20 protein-coding genes and 1 pseudogene are annotated in these 19,124 nt (G+C 51.0%); 13 read left to right on the top strand and 8 right to left on the bottom strand.

Features of this window, described 5'->3' with window-relative positions:
* The first annotated feature begins 29 nt into the window (after nt 1-29).
* Nucleotides 30-533 (top strand): GNAT family N-acetyltransferase, encoded by a 504-nt coding sequence (locus tag A7589_RS11405; RefSeq protein WP_108188839.1) that lies wholly within the window; start codon nt 30-32, stop codon nt 531-533.
* Between the two features lie 45 nt (nt 534-578).
* Here the strand turns inward: A7589_RS11405 and rraB are convergent, their stop codons facing one another.
* Nucleotides 579-995 (bottom strand): ribonuclease E inhibitor RraB, encoded by a 417-nt coding sequence (rraB, locus tag A7589_RS11400; protein WP_000002947.1) that lies wholly within the window; start codon nt 993-995, stop codon nt 579-581.
* 161 nt (nt 996-1,156) lie between these two features.
* Between rraB and argF the strand changes: the two genes are divergently transcribed.
* Nucleotides 1,157-2,161 (top strand): ornithine carbamoyltransferase, encoded by a 1,005-nt coding sequence (gene argF, locus A7589_RS11395; protein WP_000012938.1) that lies wholly within the window; start codon nt 1,157-1,159, stop codon nt 2,159-2,161.
* 45 nt (nt 2,162-2,206) lie between these two features.
* Here argF and tabA read toward each other — a convergent pair whose 3' ends face one another.
* Nucleotides 2,207-2,659 carry a toxin-antitoxin biofilm protein TabA gene (gene tabA, locus A7589_RS11390; RefSeq protein ID WP_000583474.1) on the bottom strand — a complete coding sequence of 151 codons (453 nt, stop codon included), beginning with the start codon at nt 2,657-2,659 and terminating at the stop codon, nt 2,207-2,209.
* Nucleotides 2,660-2,919: 260 nt separating this feature from the next.
* Here tabA and pyrL point away from each other — a divergent pair, with 260 nt between their 5' ends.
* From pyrL to A7589_RS11365, 5 genes are all read left to right on the top strand, one after another.
* Nucleotides 2,920-3,054 (top strand): pyr operon leader peptide, encoded by a 135-nt coding sequence (pyrL, locus tag A7589_RS11385; RefSeq protein ID WP_001296693.1) that lies wholly within the window; start codon nt 2,920-2,922, stop codon nt 3,052-3,054.
* A 2-nt stretch (nt 3,055-3,056) separates the two neighbouring features.
* A complete protein-coding gene (pyrB, locus tag A7589_RS11380) occupies nt 3,057-3,992 on the top strand; it encodes an aspartate carbamoyltransferase (RefSeq protein WP_000013052.1) in 936 nt (311 codons plus the stop codon).
* A 12-nt stretch (nt 3,993-4,004) separates the two neighbouring features.
* Complete coding sequence (gene pyrI / locus A7589_RS11375; protein WP_000148581.1) at nt 4,005-4,466, top strand: aspartate carbamoyltransferase regulatory subunit; 462 nt, start codon at nt 4,005-4,007, stop codon at nt 4,464-4,466.
* Nucleotides 4,467-4,538: 72 nt separating this feature from the next.
* Nucleotides 4,539-4,925 (top strand): enamine/imine deaminase, encoded by a 387-nt coding sequence (locus tag A7589_RS11370; RefSeq protein ID WP_000047542.1) that lies wholly within the window; start codon nt 4,539-4,541, stop codon nt 4,923-4,925.
* 66 nt (nt 4,926-4,991) lie between these two features.
* On the top strand, nt 4,992-5,447 hold the full coding sequence (locus tag A7589_RS11365) for a transposase (RefSeq protein WP_001130090.1): 456 nt from the start codon (nt 4,992-4,994) through the stop codon (nt 5,445-5,447).
* Between the two features lie 45 nt (nt 5,448-5,492).
* Here A7589_RS11365 and mgtA read toward each other — a convergent pair whose 3' ends face one another.
* The gene (gene mgtA, locus A7589_RS11360; RefSeq protein WP_000471854.1) at nt 5,493-8,189 is read right to left on the bottom strand and encodes a magnesium-translocating P-type ATPase; all 2,697 of its coding nucleotides are present in this window, start codon (nt 8,187-8,189) and stop codon (nt 5,493-5,495) included.
* 140 nt (nt 8,190-8,329) lie between these two features.
* The gene (gene mgtL, locus A7589_RS11355; protein ID WP_001387276.1) at nt 8,330-8,383 is read right to left on the bottom strand and encodes a mgtA regulatory leader peptide MgtL; all 54 of its coding nucleotides are present in this window, start codon (nt 8,381-8,383) and stop codon (nt 8,330-8,332) included.
* Nucleotides 8,384-8,554: 171 nt separating this feature from the next.
* Here mgtL and treR point away from each other — a divergent pair.
* The 5 genes and pseudogenes from treR to nrdG form a co-directional block, all read left to right on the top strand.
* Nucleotides 8,555-9,505 (top strand): annotated as a pseudogene (treR, locus tag A7589_RS11350) (trehalose operon repressor TreR); the annotation flags it as partial.
* A gap of 118 nt (nt 9,506-9,623) precedes the next feature.
* Nucleotides 9,624-11,045, top strand: coding sequence for a PTS trehalose transporter subunit IIBC (gene treB / locus A7589_RS11345; protein ID WP_108188838.1), 1,422 nt, complete (start codon nt 9,624-9,626; stop codon nt 11,043-11,045).
* Nucleotides 11,046-11,094: 49 nt separating this feature from the next.
* Entirely contained in the window at nt 11,095-12,750 is a 1,656-nt protein-coding gene (gene treC / locus A7589_RS11340; RefSeq protein WP_000183358.1) for an alpha,alpha-phosphotrehalase, read from the top strand.
* Nucleotides 12,751-13,143: 393 nt separating this feature from the next.
* Nucleotides 13,144-15,282 carry an anaerobic ribonucleoside-triphosphate reductase gene (gene nrdD, locus A7589_RS11335; RefSeq protein WP_000187804.1) on the top strand — a complete coding sequence of 713 codons (2,139 nt, stop codon included), beginning with the start codon at nt 13,144-13,146 and terminating at the stop codon, nt 15,280-15,282.
* Nucleotides 15,283-15,469: 187 nt separating this feature from the next.
* Nucleotides 15,470-15,934 (top strand): anaerobic ribonucleoside-triphosphate reductase-activating protein, encoded by a 465-nt coding sequence (gene nrdG / locus A7589_RS11330; protein WP_001106233.1) that lies wholly within the window; start codon nt 15,470-15,472, stop codon nt 15,932-15,934.
* Here nrdG and A7589_RS11325 read toward each other — a convergent pair whose 3' ends face one another.
* From A7589_RS11325 to pmbA, 4 genes are all read right to left on the bottom strand, one after another.
* Nucleotides 15,935-16,225: a type II toxin-antitoxin system RelE family toxin gene (locus A7589_RS11325; protein WP_001105430.1), complete on the bottom strand. Its 291-nt coding sequence runs from the start codon at nt 16,223-16,225 to the stop codon at nt 15,935-15,937.
* On the bottom strand, nt 16,215-16,457 hold the full coding sequence (locus tag A7589_RS11320; RefSeq protein WP_000212715.1) for a type II toxin-antitoxin system RelB/DinJ family antitoxin: 243 nt from the start codon (nt 16,455-16,457) through the stop codon (nt 16,215-16,217). The genes A7589_RS11325 and A7589_RS11320 overlap by 11 nt, the downstream gene beginning before the upstream one ends.
* A gap of 191 nt (nt 16,458-16,648) precedes the next feature.
* The gene (cybC, locus tag A7589_RS11310; RefSeq protein WP_001232262.1) at nt 16,649-17,035 is read right to left on the bottom strand and encodes a cytochrome b562; all 387 of its coding nucleotides are present in this window, start codon (nt 17,033-17,035) and stop codon (nt 16,649-16,651) included.
* 55 nt (nt 17,036-17,090) lie between these two features.
* Nucleotides 17,091-18,443 (bottom strand): metalloprotease PmbA, encoded by a 1,353-nt coding sequence (gene pmbA, locus A7589_RS11305; protein WP_001162191.1) that lies wholly within the window; start codon nt 18,441-18,443, stop codon nt 17,091-17,093.
* Nucleotides 18,444-18,536: 93 nt separating this feature from the next.
* Here pmbA and yjgA point away from each other — a divergent pair, with 93 nt between their 5' ends.
* Nucleotides 18,537-19,088, top strand: a complete 552-nt coding sequence (gene yjgA / locus A7589_RS11300) for a ribosome biogenesis factor YjgA (RefSeq protein ID WP_000166265.1) — start codon at nt 18,537-18,539, stop codon at nt 19,086-19,088.
* Nucleotides 19,089-19,124: the final 36 nt, after the last annotated feature.

Raw genomic sequence — 19,124 nt, 5'->3', positions numbered from 1 at the left:
AAATCATACATTTGAAATTGAGCTATGCTATGAATGTTGTCGCTTCTCCCGCGCTCCGTTTGCGCAAACTTACTGCCGCCGATAATCCCGCCATCGCCAGCGTCATCCGCCAGGTATCCGCAGAATACGGTCTTACCGCTGATAAAGGCTACACCGTCGCCGATCCCAATCTCGACGAATTGTATCAAGTGTATAGTCAGTCTGGTCATGCGTATTGGGTAGTTGAACACAATGGCGAAGTGGTGGGCGGCGGCGGGATTGCGCCATTAGCAGGTAGTGAATCGGACATTTGCGAGCTGCAAAAGATGTATTTTCTTCCTGCTATTCGCGGTAAAGGACTGGCGAAAAAACTGGCCTTAATGGCGATGGAGCAGGCGCGAGAAATGGGCTTCAAACGCTGCTATCTGGAAACGACCGCTTTTTTAAAAGAAGCGATTGGTTTGTATGAACATTTAGGTTTTCAACATATCGATTACGCACTTGGTTGCACGGGCCATGTCGATTGTGAAGTGCGGATGCTGCGTAAACTCTAAAAAAATGCCCGCTAGTGTGTACTAGCGGGCATTTTAATCAATTAATTAGTGACGAACACCGTCATCGTCTTCGTCGACATAATCTTCATCGTCGCCGTCTTCGCCGTTAGGATCTTCAAAGTAAGTGCCCCAACCGTCGTATTCAACGTCGAATTTCTCTGCCAGGTTCATCAATTGCTCAACCTGGGCGTCGATAAGATCGGCATTCAACGCGCATTCGCTGAGGATGTCACAGCAAATTACGATATCGCCATCTTCCACTTCCAGCTCTTCCGGATCGGTCACTTCGTAACCGAGTTTAAACGCTTCAACCGCTGCTTTTTCCAGGGTTTCCAGATCGTCTGCGGAAAGGTGATGTTCGATGGTGTACAGCGCGTCCGGATCGCTGCCATCTTCCAGTAATTCTTCAATAATCAAACGCGTTTCTTCACGCTGTTCTTCCAGTTGTTCCGGGTTTGCCATGGCTCATTCCTCTTAATGTCCTGCCGATACTCTTATTGTCACACACCACTGACATTGCCTCCACCTTTGTGACAAAGATTTATGTTTTAGGCTTGCAAATGAATAATCATCCATATAAATTGAATTTTAATTCATTACAGCGTTAACCACAGGAGGGATCTATGTCCGGGTTTTATCATAAACATTTCCTGAAATTACTCGATTTCACGCCAGCTGAACTCAACAGCCTGCTGCAATTAGCTGCGAAGCTGAAAGCCGATAAGAAAAGCGGTAAAGAAGAAGCCAGACTCACAGGTAAAAATATCGCGCTCATCTTCGAAAAAGACTCGACTCGTACCCGATGCTCTTTCGAAGTTGCCGCATATGACCAGGGCGCACGTGTCACTTATCTCGGCCCAAGCGGCAGCCAGATTGGCCATAAAGAGTCGATTAAAGATACCGCCCGCGTACTTGGTCGCATGTATGACGGTATTCAGTATCGCGGCTATGGTCAGGAGATTGTCGAAACGCTGGCGGAATATGCGGGTGTGCCAGTATGGAACGGCCTGACCAATGAGTTTCATCCTACACAGCTTCTGGCGGATCTGCTGACCATGCAGGAGCATTTACCAGGTAAAGCTTTCAATGAGATGACGCTGGTTTATGCCGGAGATGCACGCAACAACATGGGTAACTCAATGCTGGAAGCTGCGGCGTTGACCGGTCTGGATTTACGCCTGGTAGCGCCACAAGCGTGCTGGCCGGAAGCTTCGCTGGTTACGGAATGCCGCGCCCTGGCGCAGCAAAATGGCGGGAATATTACGCTGACAGAAGATATCGCAGCAGGCGTTAAAGGGGCCGACTTTATTTACACCGATGTGTGGGTGTCGATGGGGGAAGCGAAAGAGAAATGGGCAGAACGTATTGCATTGCTGCGTGATTATCAGGTGAATAGCAAAATGATGCAGTTGACCGGTAATCCAGACGTCAAATTTCTGCACTGCCTGCCCGCGTTTCATGACGACCAAACGACGCTAGGTAAAAAGATGGCAGAAGAGTTTGGCCTGCACGGTGGGATGGAAGTGACGGATGAGGTCTTTGAATCTGCCGCCAGTATTGTTTTTGATCAGGCGGAAAACCGCATGCATACCATCAAAGCGGTAATGGTTGCGACGCTCGCCCAATAACGCCAGTACCGGAGGCGGCGTAACGTCGCCTCCAGCATAATCCACTTACGCCATCAGCATTTTCACAACCGCTTTGCGAACCTGGGCTGGCTCGCCCACTGCGCACAGTGGCTTGTGTACTTCACCCGGATAGAACACGACAAAGTCGCCTTCATTGAGGATAACTGTTTTCTCCTCAACACCTTCTGGCAAAAAGGCGATGTCTTTATCGGCTAACCAATCGGTATCCGGCGTGCCCGCAGGTTGTGTGCTGAAGGTCATGCCTTCCTGCCCTTTTAGCACAATCTGAATATCGAGATAGCGGGCATGGTACTCCGCACGGCGTGCTTCATACGGCTCGGTCATATCTTCAGAGATAAGATAAAATAGGCGGTTGCCTTCGATGTCGTGCTTACCTTTTGGCGTTTCTGCCGTAACGTGCGCTTTAATATACTCAATCGCCTGGCGTAACTCTTCTGGCAACCATTGCTGGAGATTATGAATATTTCCGATGATCATTTTTTCATTCCCTCAATTAAAACATCGTTTCATTTCTCTTGTTATACGTAATTCCTTACTGCCATACCAGCATTTTTTGCCGCCTGATTGCACCAGCGCATATTTTTCCACCCACATTCCCTCCAAACTCATTTCGTTATAAATTCAAATTTGAAGCATATAAATTCACAACAATCGTTTACCTGCGGAATTTCTTGCATTAATCGCTTGATCCCACTTTCTGGCTGAGTATAATGCCGGACAATTTGCCGGGAGGATGTATGGTTCAGTGTGTTCGACATTTTGTCTTACCGCGTCTGAAAAAAGACGCTGGCCTGCCGTTTTTCTTCCCGTTGATCACCCATTCCCAGCCCCTCAATCGAGGGGCTTTTTTTTGCCCAGGCGTCAGGAGATAAACATGGCTAATCCGCTATATCAAAAACACATCATTTCCATAAATGACCTTAGTCGCGATGACCTTAATCTGGTGCTGGCGACAGCGGCGAAACTGAAAGCAAACCCGCAACCAGAGTTGTTGAAACATAAAGTGATTGCCAGCTGCTTCTTCGAAGCATCAACCCGTACCCGTCTCTCTTTCGAAACCTCGATGCACCGCCTGGGCGCTAGTGTGGTGGGATTCTCTGACAGCGCAAACACCTCACTGGGAAAAAAAGGTGAAACGCTGGCTGATACCATCTCGGTTATCAGCACTTACGTCGATGCAATTGTGATGCGCCATCCACAGGAAGGTGCGGCGCGCCTGGCGACCGAGTTTTCCGGCAATGTGCCGGTGCTGAACGCCGGTGATGGTTCCAACCAACATCCGACGCAAACCTTGCTGGATCTGTTCACCATTCAGGAAACCCAGGGACGTCTGGACAATCTTCGCGTCGCAATGGTCGGCGACCTGAAATATGGCCGCACCGTTCACTCCCTGACTCAGGCGTTAGCGAAGTTCGACGGCAACCGTTTTTACTTCATCGCGCCGGACGCGCTGGCAATGCCGCAGTACATTCTGGACATGCTTGATGAAAAAGGTATCGCCTGGAGCCTGCATAGTTCCATTGAAGAAGTGATGGCGGAAGTGGACATTCTGTATATGACCCGCGTGCAAAAAGAACGCCTGGATCCGTCCGAATACGCTAACGTAAAAGCGCAGTTTGTCCTGCGCGCCAGTGACCTTCACAACGCCAAAGCCAATATGAAAGTACTGCATCCGCTGCCGCGTATTGATGAAATTGCGACGGATGTTGATAAAACGCCGCACGCCTGGTACTTCCAGCAGGCAGGCAACGGGATTTTCGCTCGCCAGGCGTTACTGGCGCTGGTTCTGAATCGCGATCTGGTACTGTAAGGGGAAATTGAGATGACACACGATAATAAATTGCAGGTTGAAGCTATTAAACGCGGCACGGTAATTGACCATATCCCCGCCCAGATCGGTTTTAAGCTGTTGAGTCTGTTCAAGCTGACCGAAACGGATCAGCGTATCACCATCGGCCTGAACCTGCCTTCTGGCGAGATGGGTCGTAAGGATCTGATCAAAATCGAAAATACCTTTTTGAGTGAAGATCAGGTAGACCAACTGGCGCTGTACGCACCGCAAGCCACAGTAAATCGTATCGACAATTATGAAGTGGTTGGTAAATCGCGCCCCAGCCTGCCGGAGCGCATCGACAATGTGCTGGTCTGCCCGAACAGCAACTGTATCAGCCATGCCGAACCGGTTTCTTCCAGCTTTGCAGTGCGAAAACGCGCCAATGACATCGCGCTCAAATGCAAATACTGCGAAAAAGAGTTTTCCCATAATGTGGTGCTGGCCAATTAATTGCGGTTGGTAATAAAAGTCTGGCTCCCTATAATGAGCCAGACTTTTTACCGCTGTAATAAAGGAGAAATCATGAGCAAAACTATCGCTACGGAAAATGCACCGGCAGCTATCGGACCTTATGTTCAGGGCGTTGATCTGGGCAGTATGATCATCACCTCCGGTCAGATCCCGGTAAACCCGAAAACTGGCGAAGTACCGGCAGACGTAGCAGCACAAGCGCGTCAGTCACTGGATAACGTGAAAGCGATCGTGGAAGCGGCTGGCCTGAAAGTGGGCGACATCGTTAAAACCACCGTGTTTGTGAAAGATCTGAACGACTTCGCAACCGTAAATGCGACTTACGAAGCCTTCTTCACCGAACACAACGCTACCTTCCCGGCACGTTCTTGCGTTGAAGTTGCTCGTCTGCCAAAAGACGTGAAGATTGAGATCGAAGCGATCGCTGTTCGTCGCTAATCTCTGTCAGAAAGATAATCCAGGAATCGCGCCTGGATTATCTGATTCAACCACGGAGGGTTGAAGATGGCTAAATCCCGTTTCACGAATGAACAAATTGCTGAAATTTTACAGCGGTCAAAAGAAGGTACGTCTAATAAGGAGCTATGTGAACACTATCAATTTAGTATTAGCACGCTGCGGCGCTGGCAAGAACAGCACGCTGAAGGCATCAGAAGCGAATTAAAAAAAATAGAATCCAAAGCGCAAATCGTCTTTCTGCTTTTCTTTGCTGTCTCCATTATACTCACGCTTATATTTGGCAAACCAACAGGTGGATGGGTAATACCGCCTTTATTACTTTATTGTGTTTATTATATCCGCCTGTATCGCAACATCTCCTCCAGACACATTAAAAAAGAAGACATCTTTCTCTCTCGTTCGGTAAATAAAAGCTATAGCGCCCTTTATAATTTGAGCTGGACGTTTATTTGTTTTTTTATTTTTGCAGTAATTTATTTTTTTGTTCAGGTCTTTTCGTAGGAGACTGACCAGTAAGAATATTTATCGATCAGTCTCAGCACTCACTTATTGCCAGCCGTAACGACGGCTATAAAATCCTTTCACTAACTGGGTTAACGTCATATACCCTGCCAGAATCGCAATCAGCCACGGGAAATAGCTTAACGGCAGCGCCTGCAGTTGCAGATAACTGGCCAGCGGCGAAAACGGTAACGCGATCCCGACAATCATCACGATCACGGTCATGATCATTAATGGCCACGATGCGCAGCTCTGAATAAACGGTACACGGCGGGTACGGATCATATGCACAATCAGCGTTTGTGACAGTAACCCCACCACAAACCAGCCCGACTGGAACAGCGTTTGCGTTTCCAGCGTGTTGGCATGAAATACCCACCACATCAGGCAAAACGTCAGAATATCGAAGATCGAACTGATCGGTCCGAAGAAGATCATAAAGCGTCCCAGATCCGCCGGATTCCAACGCTGCGGCTTTTGAATTTGCTCATCGTCTACGTTATCAAACGGGATCGCCACCTGTGACACATCATACAGCAGGTTCTGAATAAGCAAGTGTAACGGCAACATCGGCAGGAAGGGCAAAAAAGCACTCGCCACCAGCACGCTGAACACATTACCGAAGTTAGAGCTCGCCGTCATTTTGATGTATTTCAGCATATTGGCGAAAGTGCGACGTCCCTCAATAACCCCCTCTTCCAGCACCATCAGGCTTTTTTCCAGCAGAATGATATCCGCTGCTTCACGGGCAATATCTACCGCGCCGTCCACAGAAATGCCGATATCCGCAGCACGTAAGGCGGGCGCATCATTAATACCATCGCCCATAAAGCCAACCACATGCCCTTCGCGCTTCAGCAACGTTACGATGCGTTCTTTATGCATCGGCGTCAGGCGGGCAAACAGCGTGGTACGCTGCGCGAGACTTGCCAGTTCGTTGTCAGTTAGAGTTTCAATATCACTACCAGTAACCACCTCTCCCGCGTCCAGTCCCACTTCATGGCACACTTTCGCCGCCACTAACTCACTGTCGCCAGTGAGGATTTTTACGGTAATGCCACTCGCTTTTAATGCCTTCAGTGCCGGAGCGGTTGTCTCTTTGGGCGGATCAAGGAAAGCAATATATCCTTCGAGGATCAGGTCGGATTCATCTGCCCGCTGGTAATCCCCTTCACGCGCTGGCAGGTATTTCGTCGCCACCGCTACCACACGCAGCCCCTGACGATTAAGCGTATCAGTAACCCGCTTAATCTTACGCAGCATGGTGTCATCGAGCGGCACAATCTCGCCATTGTGACGTACCTGCGAACACACATTGAGGATTTCCTGCAATGCACCTTTGCACACCAGTTGATGGTGTTTGGTATTTTCTGCCACTACCACCGACATCCGGCGACGCTCAAAATCAAACGGAATCTCATCAATTTTCTGCCAACGGCTGGCCAGCGAGCGCGCCGACTCTTCATCCGTACCTTCGAGCACCGCTGTATCAAGCAGGTTTTTAAGCCCAGTCTGGTAATGACTGTTCAACCACGCGCTATGCAGCACGCGTTCGCTGGTTTTACCGGAGATATCGGTATGATTCTCCAGCACAATTTTATCCTGCGTCAGGGTGCCGGTTTTATCGGTACACAGAATATCCATAGCGCCAAAGTTCTGAATGGCATCCAGATGTTTGACGATCACTTTCTGTTTCGACAGCTTGACTGCGCCACGCGCCAGCGTTGAGGTGACAATCATCGGCAACATTTCCGGCGTTAAACCTACCGCTACCGAAAGCGCAAACAGCGCCGCTTCCCACCAGTCGCCTTTGGTGTAACCATTGATTAACAGCACCACGGGCGCCATCACCAGCATAAAGCGAATCAGCAGCATACTGACGCGGCTGATCCCTTGCTGAAAGGCATTCGGCTCACTTTCCTGCTCACTGACACGCCCCGCCAGTTGACCAAACCAGGTGTTGCCACCTGTGGCAATCACCATCGCTTGTGCCGTGCCGCTCACCACTGTGGTGCCCATAAAACACAGGGTGTCACACTCCAGCGGATTGCTGTGATCCGGCTGGCGCGTGGTCGCGTTTTTTTCAACGGGCAGAGACTCACCGGTTAACGATGCCTGAGCAACGAACAGATCCCGCGCCTGCAAGATACGTAAATCTGCCGGGATCATATCCCCCGCCGCCAGTTTAATAATATCGCCGGGCACCAACTGGTCGATCGGGATCTCCAGCCAGCCATTTTCGCCTTTGTCGTTAATTACGCGCAGCACCGTCGCGGTATTACTGACCATCGCTTTCAGGGCATCTGCCGCTTTGGTGGAACGTGCTTCCTGAATAAAGTTCAGCAACGTAGAAATAGCCACCATTAACGCGATAACGCCAGCGGCAAATAAATCTTCTGTGGCGTAAGAAATGCCGCCAAGGATCGTGAGCAAAATATTAAAGGGGTTGCGATAGCAGACCCACAAATGTACCCACCACGGTGACGGTTGTTGCGCAGGTAATTTATTTTCGCCATGTTTTTCACGGGCAACTTCCACTTCCGCCTGATTCAACCCTTCCGGGTGGGTGTCGAACGTTTTCCATAATTCTTCTTCGGGCATCACCGCCATTTTCATGCAATGCGCGCTTAAGGAAGGCGGGATTGGTGCATTCGCTGTCTGCTGCGCACCCGGTAGTGGATCGCGACGGATCAGACGGGAAGGTAAATGGCGAATGAGCCGGGTAAAAATTTCTTTAAACATAGGGAGTCCCTCCGCGCTGTCAGGAACAGTGCAGAAATATCTTCAGGCGTGGCGAAGCCTTACCTGAAGGTAATAAAACTGAGCAGGGACGTTAAAACGTCACGGCCTTACGCATCCGGTAACGCCGTGAAAAGACAGGCTTACCGGAAAAGTTTTAATCTCCGTCGAGGGAGAGGCGTGGGATCAGGTTCCATATAACCTCCGGTAAGTGAATAAATAGCGCCGCGAATCCAATAATATTCGTAGCATTTATGCCGATATAATACCTGTCGGCAACTAAACAAACGATAAACCAGACTTTGCCCATTGCTGAATGCGAGGGTAAAGTTAGTCTCTAATAATTAAACAACAAGTTACGGGATAACAGGATGCAAAATCGGCTGACCATCAAAGACATCGCGCGCTTGAGCGGCGTGGGAAAATCCACTGTTTCCCGGGTGCTGAATAACGAAAGCGGCGTAAGCCAGCGTACGCGCGAGCGTGTTGAAGCGGTGATGAATCAGCATGGATTTTCCCCTTCCCGCTCTGCGCGCGCCATGCGTGGGCAAAGCGATAAAGTGGTCGCCATCATCGTGACCCGCCTGGATTCGCTCTCAGAAAATCTCGCGGTTCAGACCATGCTGCCAGCATTCTATGAACAGGGTTACGACCCCATCATGATGGAAAGCCAGTTTTCCCCACAATTAGTTGCCGAACATCTGGGCGTTTTGAAACGTCGTAATATCGACGGCGTGGTACTGTTTGGTTTTACCGGTATAACCGAAGAGATGTTAGCCCACTGGCAGTCATCGCTGGTGCTGCTGGCACGCGACGCAAAGGGCTTTGCTTCAGTCTGTTATGACGACGAAGGGGCGATCAAAATCCTGATGCAACGACTGTATGACCAGGGGCATCGCAATATCAGTTATCTCGGCGTACCGCACAGCGACGTGACGACCGGTAAACGACGTCACGAAGCCTATCTGGCGTTCTGCAAAGCGCATAAACTGCATCCCGTCGCCGCTCTGCCTGGCCTCGCCATGAAGCAAGGTTATGAGAACGTGGCAAAAGTCATTACCCCTGAAACCACCGCGTTGCTGTGCGCAACTGACACGCTGGCACTTGGCGCAAGTAAATACCTGCAAGAGCAACGCATCGATACCTTACAGCTGGCGAGCGTTGGTAATACACCGTTGATGAAGTTCCTCCATCCGGAGATCGTCACCGCTGACCCAGGCTACGCAGAAGCCGGACGCCAGGCGGCCTGCCAGTTGATTGAGCAGATAACCGGGCGCAGCGAACCGCAACAAATCATCATCCCCGCCACCCTGTCCTGATCGTTTCCTGAACGATAAATTGTGATCTTCGCTGTGTTTCGGGAACGTTCCCATTTTTAATTTTTCCTTCCCACTATATTCTGCCGTCAACCAAATATGTCATCTGCCACGGGGCCTTATGATGAGCAAAGTGAACCAAACGGATATCGATCGGTTGATTGAACTGGTCGGCGGGCGCGGCAATATCGCGACGGTCAGCCACTGTATTACTCGCCTGCGCTTTGTCCTCAACCAACCAGCCAATGCCAGACCAAAAGAAATTGAACAACTCCCCATGGTGAAAGGCTGTTTCACCAATGCAGGACAATTTCAGGTGGTGATTGGCACCAACGTTGGCGATTACTACAAAGCGTTATTGGCAACGACTGGTCAGGCGCAGGTCGATAAAGAGCAGGTGAAAAAAGCCGCCAGGCAGAATATGAAATGGCATGAGCAGTTGATCTCCCATTTCGCGGAGATCTTCTTCCCATTGCTGCCCGCGCTGATTAGCGGCGGTTTGATCCTCGGTTTTCGCAATGTTATCGGCGATCTGCCGATGAGCAACGGCCAGACGCTGGCGCAAATGTACCCTTCCCTGCAAACGATCTACGATTTTCTGTGGTTGATCGGTGAGGCGATCTTCTTCTACCTGCCGGTCGGGATTTGCTGGTCGGCGGTGAAAAAAATGGGCGGCACGCCGATCCTCGGTATTGTGCTTGGCGTAACGCTGGTTTCTCCACAACTGATGAACGCCTATCTGCTCGGGCAGCAGGTGCCGGAAGTGTGGGACTTTGGCATGTTCAGTATTGCGAAAGTAGGTTATCAGGCGCAAGTGATCCCGGCACTGTTAGCTGGGCTGGCGCTGGGCTTTATTGAAGCTCGCCTTAAGCGCATCGTGCCGGATTATCTCTATCTGGTGGTTGTACCGGTCTGCTCGCTGATCCTCGCAGTGTTCCTCGCCCATGCGCTGATTGGTCCGTTTGGTCGCATGATTGGCGATGGCGTTGCCTTTGCGGTACGTCACCTGATGACTGGCAGCTTTGCTCCGATTGGCGCAGCGTTGTTTGGCTTCCTCTATGCGCCGCTGGTCATTACCGGCGTACACCAGACCACGCTTGCCATTGATATGCAGATGATTCAAAGCATGGGCGGTACGCCAGTCTGGCCGCTGATTGCCCTTTCGAATATTGCTCAGGCGTCGGCAGTGGTAGGAATTATTATCGCCAGCCGTAAACAGAACGAGCGGGAAATTTCGGTTCCAGCGGCGATCTCAGCTTATCTTGGAGTCACTGAGCCGGCAATGTACGGCATCAACCTGAAATATCGCTTCCCGATGCTGTGCGCGATGATTGGTTCCGGTCTGGCAGGGTTGCTCTGCGGCCTGAACGGCGTTATGGCGAATGGCATCGGCGTCGGTGGTCTGCCTGGTATTCTCTCCATTCAGCCGAGCTACTGGCAGGTATTTGCGCTGGCCATGGCTATCGCCATCATCATCCCGATTGTGCTCACCTCGTTTATCTACCAGCGAAAACACCGCCTGGGCACGCTGAACATTGTTTAATTTTCTTCGGGGCGCACTTGCGCCCCCTCGCATTTGCAGGAATGACGTAATGACTAATCTTCCCCACTGGTGGCAAAACGGCGTTATCTACCAGATTTATCCAAAGAGTTTTCAGGACACCACGGGCAGCGGCACCGGCGATCTGCGAGGAGTCACTCTGCGCCTCGACTACCTACAAAAACTGGGCGTCGATGCTATCTGGTTGACACCTTTTTATGTCTCCCCACAGGTCGATAACGGTTACGACGTAGCGAACTATACGGCGATTGATCCCACCTACGGTACGCTGGACGATTTTGACGAACTGGTGGCGCAGGCGAAATCGCGCGGTATTCGCATTATCCTTGATATGGTGTTTAACCATACTTCTACCCAACACGCCTGGTTTCGCGAGGCACTGAACAAAGAAAGTCCTTACCGTCAGTTTTATATCTGGCGTGATGGCGAACCAGGAATACCACCGAATAACTGGCGTTCTAAATTCGGCGGCAATGCCTGGCGCTGGCACGCAGAAAGCGAACAGTATTATTTGCATCTGTTTGCACCAGAACAGGCCGATCTCAACTGGGAAAACCCAGCAGTACGCGCAGAACTGAAAAAAGTCTGTGAGTTCTGGGCCGATCGCGGGGTAGACGGGCTGCGCCTGGATGTGGTGAATCTGATTTCCAAAGACCAGAACTTCCCCAACGATCTGGATGGCGACGGGCGTCGCTTCTACACCGACGGGCCACGAGCACACGAGTTTTTGCACGAAATGAACCGCGATGTCTTTACGCCACGCGGATTAATGACTGTGGGTGAAATGTCCTCCACCAGCCTTGAACATTGCCAGCGATACGCGGCACTGACAGGCAGTGAATTGTCGATGACCTTTAATTTTCATCACCTGAAGGTCGATTACCCCGGCGGTGAAAAATGGACGCTGGCTAAACCTGACTTTGTGGCGTTAAAAACATTGTTCCGCCACTGGCAACAGGGAATGCACAACGTTGCGTGGAATGCTTTGTTCTGGTGTAACCACGATCAGCCGCGCATTGTTTCTCGCTTTGGCGATGAAGGTGACTACCGTGAGCCTGCGGCAAAAATGCTGGCGATGGTACTGCATGGTATGCAGGGAACACCGTATATCTACCAGGGTGAGGAGATTGGCATGACTAATCCGCATTTCACGCGCATTACCGATTACCGCGACGTGGAGAGCCTCAATATGTTTGCCGAGCTGCGCAACGATGGGCGTGACGCCGAAGAGCTATTGGCAATCCTCGCCAGTAAATCCCGCGATAACAGCCGCACGCCAATGCAATGGAGCAACGGCGATAACGCAGGGTTTACTACCGGCGAGCCGTGGATTGGTCTGAGTGATAACTATCGCGAAATCAACGTGGAAGCTGCGCTGGCCGATGAATCCTCAGTGTTTTACACCTACCAGAAGTTAATCACGCTGCGTAAACAAGAACCCATTCTGACATGGGGCAATTACCAGGATCTCCTGCCAAACAGCCCTGTATTGTGGTGCTATCGCCGTGAATGGCTGGGGCAAACTTTATTGGTGATAGCCAACCTTAGCCGTGACGTGCAGCCCTGGCAACCAACGCAAATCAGCGGCGACTGGCAACTATTAATGCATAACTATGAAGAAGCCGCCTCTCAACCGGGAGCCATGACATTGCGACCTTTTGAGGCTGTCTGGTGGTTGCAGAGATAATTCTTCGCCAGGCCCCGGTAAAGCGAGTATTTCCGGGGCCTTACCTGTCAGAGCGTTGTTTTTGTTGGTTTTTTGAACAGAAAATTATTAAAAAATTTACACATCGCTGTAGCGCCCGTCATCCGTACACTCTGCTTTTTACTTTGAGCTAAATCAAAAAAACCTCAAACATCCTTAATGCAAAGCACTATATATAGACTTTAAAATGCCTCTCAACCCAATATGTTGTATCCGTCGACTATATTTGCACCAAGACACACGCCAACAAAGCCGACAAAATTGTGGATAAAGCGGATTGGGATTGCAGTAACTCCCCGTAAAAAGAGCTAAATAAAGCGGGGCGCACTTCCCAACTTTCTGTGTATAACCTGTTCTTAAAAATATGGAGCGATCATGACACCGCATGTGATGAAACGAGACGGCTGCAAAGTGCCGTTTAAATCAGAGCGCATCAAAGAAGCCATTCTGCGTGCAGCTAAAGCAGCGGAAGTCGATGATGCAGATTATTGTGCCACTGTTGCCGCCGTCGTCAGCGAGCAAATGCAAGGCCGCAACCAGGTCGATATTAACGAAATTCAGACCGCAGTTGAAAACCAGCTGATGTCAGGCCCGTACAAACAACTGGCTCGTGCTTACATTGAGTACCGTCACGATCGCGACATCGAACGTGAAAAACGCGGTCGCCTGAACCAGGAGATCCGAGGTCTGGTCGAACAGACCAACTCTTCGTTGCTCAATGAAAACGCCAACAAAGACAGCAAGGTAATTCCAACCCAGCGCGACCTGCTGGCCGGTATTGTTGCTAAACACTATGCACGCCAGCACCTGTTGCCGCGTGACGTGGTGCAGGCGCATGAGCGTGGCGATATTCACTACCACGACCTCGATTACTCGCCGTTCTTCCCGATGTTCAACTGCATGTTGATCGACCTGAAAGGTATGCTGACCCAGGGCTTTAAGATGGGGAACGCCGAGATCGAACCACCGAAGTCGATCTCCACCGCCACCGCAGTAACTGCGCAGATTATCGCCCAGGTTGCCAGCCATATTTATGGCGGCACCACCATTAACCGTATTGATGAAGTGCTGGCTCCGTTTGTCACCGCCAGCTACAACAAACACCGCAAGACCGCAGAAGAGTGGAGCATCCCGGACGCCGAAGGCTACGCCAACTCTCGTACTATCAAAGAGTGCTACGACGCCTTCCAGTCGCTGGAGTACGAAGTAAATACCCTGCACACCGCCAACGGTCAGACACCGTTTGTAACCTTTGGCTTTGGTCTGGGCACCAGCTGGGAGTCGCGCCTGATTCAGGAATCCATCCTGCGTAACCGTATCGCAGGCCTGGGTAAAAACCGCAAAACCGCCGTGTTCCCGAAACTGGTGTTTGCGATTCGCGATGGCCTGAACCATAAAAAAGGCGATCCGAACTACGACATCAAACAGCTGGCGCTGGAGTGCGCAAGCAAGCGCATGTATCCGGATATCCTGAACTACGATCAGGTAGTGAAAGTCACCGGTTCGTTTAAAACCCCGATGGGTTGCCGCAGCTTCCTCGGCGTATGGGAAAACGAAAACGGCGAGCAGATCCACGATGGTCGCAACAACCTCGGCGTGATCAGCCTGAACCTGCCACGTATTGCGCTGGAAGCGAAAGGCGATGAAGCCACCTTCTGGAAGTTGCTGGATGAACGTCTGGTGCTGGCACGTAAGGCGCTGATGACCCGTATCGCTCGTCTTGAGGGCGTGAAAGCGCGCGTGGCTCCAATCCTTTATATGGAAGGTGCCTGCGGTGTACGCCTGAATGCCGACGATGATGTTTCTGAAATCTTCAAAAACGGTCGTGCGTCTATTTCGCTGGGTTACATCGGTATCCACGAAACCATTAACGCGCTGTTCGGCGGCGAGCATGTTTATGACAACGAGCAGCTTCGCGCGAAAGGTATTGCGATTGTTGAACGTCTGCGTCAGGCGGTTGATCAGTGGAAAGAAGAGACTGGCTACGGTTTCAGCCTTTACAGCACGCCAAGTGAAAACCTGTGCGACCGCTTCTGCCGTCTCGATACCGCTGAGTTTGGCGTGGTGCCGGGCGTGACCGATAAAGGTTACTACACCAACAGTTTCCACCTTGATGTGGAGAAAAAGGTGAACCCGTACGACAAGATCGACTTTGAAGCACCTTACCCGCCGCTGGCTAACGGTGGTTTCATTTGCTACGGCGAGTATCCAAACGTTCAGCACAACCTGAAGGCGCTGGAAGATGTCTGGGATTACAGCTATCAGCATGTACCGTATTACGGCACCAATACGCCGATCGATGAATGCTATGAATGTGGCTTTACCGGTGAGTTTGAGTGCACCAGCAAAGGCTTCACCTGCCCGAAATGTGGTAACCATGACACCTCCCGTGTGTCGGTAACTCGCCGCGTGTGCGGATATTTAGGTAGCCCGGATGCGCGTCCGTTTAACGCCGGTAAGCAGGAAGAAGTTAAGCGCCGCGTTAAACATTTGGGTAATGGGCAGATCGGTTAAGCCTTCCCCCCCTCACCCTAACCCTCTCCCTCAGGGAGAGGGGACCGTTCCGTGCCCCTTCTTGACTCCCGACATAATGAGTTGCCTCTAGCCAGTTGGTGTCGTCGCAAGGTGGCAAATGCGTAAGCCTCAGAGGACTTCGCCCCGTACGCACCAGAGCAGTCATGGCGTCAATTGAGAAGCGAAAATGAATTATCATCAGTACTATCCTGTCGACATCGTCAACGGCCCCGGCACTCGCTGCACTCTGTTTGTCTCCGGGTGTGTTCATGAATGCCCCGGTTGCTATAACAAAAGCACCTGGCGGGTAAATTCCGGTCAGCCATTTACCAAAGCAATGGAAGACCAGATCATCAACGATCTGAATGACACTCGTATCAAACGCCAGGGTATTTCCCTCTCCGGCGGCGATCCGCTGCATCCGCAAAACGTGCCGGATATTCTGAAACTGGTACAACGCATCCGCGCCGAGTGTCCGGGTAAAGATATCTGGGTGTGGACAGGCTATAAACTCGACGAACTCAATGCTGCGCAAATGCAGGTTGTTGATCTGATTAACGTGCTGGTCGACGGCAAATTTGTGCAGGATTTAAAAGACCCTTCCCTGATCTGGCGCGGCAGCAGCAATCAGGTGGTGCATCATTTGCGTTAATCACTCATCCAGCCGTTTAGTCGCGTCTTCATAAACGGCTGAGTTCTCTCTCTTACCAATAGCTATCACCAACACGAGCAACTCTTTATCGTTAACCTGATAAACCAAGCGATATCCCAGTGTGTGCAGCTTAATTTTGTAGCAGTCCGGTAAATCCCGCAGTTTAGCCGATGGATTGCGCGGTCTTTTCAGCACATCCTCAAGCTTTTTTTTAAATTGTTCCCGGACTGTCACGCCCAGTTTTTGCCACTCTTTCAGCGCCCGCAGATCAAAAGCCAGCTCATAGTTCATCCAGTCGGACCTTAATGGCCTCTTGTGGGTTGGCCAGTCGTTCCCTGACAGTGCGTAACAAGGCTTCTTCACTATCACTGACAGTGAGCGTTTTTACCGGCATTCGTCCATTTTCCGCAACGTATTGAAACAGCAGCCGCACTGCTTCAGTAGGCGTGATATTTAATTTTTCCAGCACCGCATAAGCCTCATTTTTCAGTTTGTCATCCAGGCGGACGTTAAGTGTGGCCATTATGCCTCCGGTAATTATGAAAAGTGTAATGCATTATAGCATTACATATGCATTACATTCATTTCTGGAAAACGCCTCGCAAAAATGAGGACGACACGCAGGAATATGCCGTGGTGAAGATAGATATTGCGGTGATTTTACGAAGGGAGAAGAAAGCGTTGGGCGGTAACGTTTCACCGCCCAATAAGGAATTAACGATACTTCTGGTGATAGGCGTTGCGGGTCGTTTTCAGTTGCTCTGCGGCGGCCTGTGCTTCTTTGACTTTACCTTCATTAGCCAGCTTCAGCGCGTCGTCAATCTGACCGACCAGAATGTCAAAACCGTGGCGGAAGTCTTTCATTTCCGGGCTGTCTGGTGATTTACCTTCCAGCTTCGGCGGCGTCGCTTTTTGCGCATCCAGCGCCGCAGCGCGCATTTTGGTTAACGCGTCTTTGACTTGTGCCGCGTTATCCGCCTTTTCGACCACTTTTAAATTGTCATTGAGGGTTTCCATATTGTCTTCCAGCTCAGCGGCAAACGACACCGAACTGAATACCAACGAGGAGACTGCAAGAATAGCTAACAGGCTTTTACGCATTGCTCACTTCCTTTTTTATTATGAAGATTCGGCGCGGCAGGTCGCGCCAGTTTTTTTACTGCCCGGCGATTTTCATCTCCGGCAACAGTACAGAACCACACTGTATATTGCTGCGTGTTTCAATATCGTTACCGACGGTGACAATATTGCGCCACATATCTTTTAAATTACCTGCGATAGTGATTTCACTAACCGGATATTGAATTTCGCCATTCTCGACCCAGAAGCCCGCTGCACCACGGGAATAATCACCGGTAATTGCACTCACGCCCTGGCCCATCAGTTCCGTCACTACCAGGCCGGTGCCCATTTCTTTGAGCATCTGCTCAAAGCTGAGTCCTTGCCCGGCAATACGCCAGTTGTGAATACCACCTGCGTGTCCGGTGCTTTTCAGCCCCAGTTTACGCGCGGAATAGCTGGTCAGCAGCCACTGGGTCAGGATGCCATCTTTAATAATATCGCGACGCTCGGTGCGCACCCCTTCACTGTCGAATGGCGTAGAGGCCAGCCCTTTCAGCAGATGCGGATGTTCTTCAATGGTCAGCCAGTCCGGCAGAATTTGTTTACCCAGCGAGTCGAGCAGGAAGGTGGATTTACGGTAGACCGCGCCACCGGCAATTGCACCAACTAAATGACCAAACAATCCGGTTGCGACTTCATTGGCAAAAATCACCGGCGCTTTCATGGTGGAGAGTTTACGCGGTGACAGGCGCGATAAAGTGCGGCGAGCGCAGTCTGCCCCAACCCACTCTGGCGTTTGTAGATCGCTCATCGCGCGGCCAATGGTGTAGGCGTAATCACGTTCCATATCGCCATTTTCTTCGGCAATCACACAGCTGGAGAGTGAATGACGCGTTGAGCAGTATCCCTGCAACATGCCGTGGCTGTTGCCAAAAACTTTTACGCCGTAGTGGCTGTTAAAGCTGCCGCCTTCGGTATTGGTGATGCGTTTGTCCGCCTGCAATGCCGCCTGTTCAGCACGAGCCGCCAGTTCAATAGCTTCATCCGGGGAAACTTCTGCAGGATGGAATAAATCGAGATCCGGTGCGTCAAAGGCCAGCAGTTCTTTATCTGCCACACCTGCGTAAGGATCTGGCGAGGTATAACGAGCAATATCCAGCGCCGCCTGTACGGTGCGGGCAATAGCCTGCGGGCTTAAATCGGTGGATGATGCGCTACCTTTGCGATTCTGGTGATAAACGGTGATCCCCAGCGCGCCATCGCTATTGAATTCGACATTCTCCACTTCACCATAGCGCGTGCTTACGCTAATGCCGGTGGTCTTGCTGACGGCAACTTCCGCACCGTCCGATTTGCCTGAGGCCAACTCCAGCGCAGTCGAAACTGCTTCTTCCAGAATCTTGCGCTGCGCTTCAACTTGAGAGATTACTTTCATTGCAAGTGCCATAATGTAGAGAGTTTCTCTGAAGTCTAACAGAGAACCGTTTTTCAGTGCGCATCTTAACTGGTAACATTAGCCTCTTTTTTTAAGGAGCCTGACATGACTAAGCAGCCCGAAGACTGGCTCGACGACGTTCCCGGTGATGATATCGAAGACGAAGACGATGAAATTATCTGGGTCAGTAAAAGTGAAATTAAACGCGATGCCGAGGAGTTAAAACGCCTGGGCGCGGAAATTGTTGATCTGGGGAAAAACGCGCTGGATAAGATCCCGTTAGATGCGGATCTGCGTGCGGCTATCGAGTTAGCCCAGCGTATTAAGATGGAAGGTCGCCGCCGCCAGTTGCAGCTCATCGGTAAGATGCTGCGCCAGCGCGACGTAGAGCCTATCCGTCAGGCGCTGGATAAGCTGAAAAACCGCCACAACCAGCAGGTGGTGCTGTTCCATAAACTGGAAAACCTGCGCGATCGTTTGATCGACCACGGTGATGATGCCATCGCTGACGTATTGAACTTGTGGCCTGATGCCGATCGCCAGCAACTGCGTACTCTGATCCGCAACGCGAAGAAAGAGAAAGAAGGGAATAAGCCGCCGAAATCCGCGCGACAGATTTTCCAGTATCTGCGCGAGCTGGCAGAGAACGAAGGGTAAGTTGTGTTGTTGATGTGAGTATGGTTTGCCGGATGC

This window comes from Escherichia sp. MOD1-EC6475, from assembly GCF_003046645.1.
In the GTDB taxonomy this organism is placed as follows: Bacteria; Pseudomonadota; Gammaproteobacteria; order Enterobacterales; family Enterobacteriaceae; genus Escherichia; species Escherichia ruysiae.
Note: the sequence above shows the minus strand (reverse complement) of the source record. Positions and strands in the feature narration are given on the sequence as shown.